This is a genomic window from Vicinamibacterales bacterium, from assembly GCA_036504215.1.
GTDB lineage: Bacteria > Acidobacteriota > Vicinamibacteria > Vicinamibacterales > Fen-181 > FEN-299.
In genome coordinates this window covers 1-1,752 of record DASXVO010000058.1, presented here as the reverse complement: position 1 = coordinate 1,752, position 1,752 = coordinate 1, and the positions used below count along the sequence as shown (strand labels likewise).

At 68.6% G+C, this 1,752-nt stretch carries 3 protein-coding genes; all 3 read right to left on the bottom strand.

The annotated features are described in order from the left end of the window. Positions 1-99 precede the first annotated feature (99 nt). Positions 100-609 (bottom strand): hypothetical protein, encoded by a 510-nt coding sequence (locus tag VGK32_17115; GenBank protein ID HEY3383490.1) that lies wholly within the window; start codon positions 607-609, stop codon positions 100-102. A 121-nt stretch (positions 610-730) separates the two neighbouring features. Then, on the bottom strand, positions 731-1,117 hold the full coding sequence (locus VGK32_17110) for a (deoxy)nucleoside triphosphate pyrophosphohydrolase (protein HEY3383489.1): 387 nt from the start codon (positions 1,115-1,117) through the stop codon (positions 731-733). Positions 1,118-1,128: 11 nt separating this feature from the next. Continuing rightward, the coding region (locus tag VGK32_17105) for a pyridoxal-dependent decarboxylase (GenBank protein HEY3383488.1) at positions 1,129-1,752 on the bottom strand (624 nt) is incomplete at its 5' end.

Genomic DNA, 1,752 nt, shown 5'->3' with positions numbered 1-1,752 from the left:
CCTGGACTCGAACCAGGAACCTACGGATTAACAGTCCGACGCTCTGCCAATTGAGCTACAGGGGATCGCGCTCGCGCGAGGCGATACGTTACCAGAACTTCAGCTCAGGTCGTATTCGGCGCGAAGCCTCGCCAGTTCTGCGGCGACTCCGCGGTCGGCAGCCACGGACTCCGCGGTCGCACCCTTGCCGGGGGCGATGCGCCAGACCAGGGGAGCCGCGGCGTCGCCCAGGTGACGACGGGCGGTGATGACCGCCGTCCCGCGGGTGTCGAGGTCGACCACGCGCATGCAGGCGATGCTGGCGGTCACCCTCTCGTTGAACAGGTCGGGCAGCGTTCCGGTCTGCGTCAGTTCCACGTCGACGACCTCGCCGCCGACGTCGGTCCACCGGAGGCGGCGGGTGGCCTGGTCCCAGTTGCCACGCTCGACCTCGTGCCAGAACTGCTGGCGCCAGTCTCCGCCACTGCGGTACACCAGCCGGTCGATCAGGCCGACCGCTTCACCCTCGGGGCCGCGCCCGGAGGCAAGGATGCGCGGACGCCGTCCGACCAGCCGGGTGAGGGCCGCCTCGGTGTCGGGGTCGAGCGTTGTGCGTCCGAAGAGTGCCATGGGTCCAGTGTGGCGGATGGGCCCGCGTTGCTCCGCGTCGGTCGAGGAGGCGTGGTGTCGGCTGCCCTTCGTGACACTTCTTTTGGTCCGCTCGCGAAGCTCCTCAGGGAGCGCTCTGCTGTCAGGGGCAGGCGAAAGCGAGTTTCCGGACCGCGGGCCGGTCGGGCTCGGCCCAGTTCAGCCACACCAGGCGGTCGCGCTCGAACCAGCCGAGCTCGTCGTGGTCCGTGCTGAACTGCGGATTCTCCGCCACGGCGTGCACGAAGTAGCAGGACAGGGTGATCTCGGTCCCGTCCACCATGGTCGTGGTGCTGTCGAGGAGGTCATCGACCTCGATCTCGACACCGAGTTCCTCCGCGATCTCGCGGACCAGCGCATCCTCCGCGTCCTCGCCAACCTCGAGCTTCCCACCGGGGAACTCCCAGCGTCCGCCCGCCTGGAGATGCTCACGGCGTCGGCACGCCAGCACACGTTCACCGTCGGTGAACACGGCGGCGACTACCTCCATTGAGACCCCTCTCAGGCTGCCGCACGGCGAAGCGCCGCCAACGTCGCCTCCACGTCAGCATCCGTGGTCGACCAATTGCACAACGCCACCCGCAGTACGGCACGATCATGCCACCGCGAACCTGTGGTCCAGGCGGTTCCGTCCGCGAGCATCCGGCGCACCACCTCACGGGTGTGGTCGTCGCTGCCGAAGCTCGCACATACCTGGGTGAACACGACGTCGTTCAGCACCGTTGCGCCCGGGATCTGCGCGATGCCCTCTGCGAACATCGTCGCGTGGTGGCAGAAACGCTCTACCAGCTCGGCGACGCCGCTGCGTCCCAATGAGGCGAGAGCTGCCCACACCGTCGTGGCCCGCGCTCGCCGCGACATCTCCGGCACCCGGTCGAACGGCTCGCCGGCCTCGTCCTGGATCAGGTAGTCGCCGTGCATCCCCATCGACGAGCGCATCGCAGCATCGTCGGCGACGATAGCGATGCCGCAGTCGTAGGGCACGTTCAGCGTCTTGTGGGCATCCGTTGCCCAGGACTCCGCGGCCTCGAAACCGGCCGTCAGGTGCCGCAGCCGGGGGGACGCCGCCGCGAACAGCCCGAACGCCCCGTCGATGTGCACCCAGGCGCCCGCTTCATGTGCGAC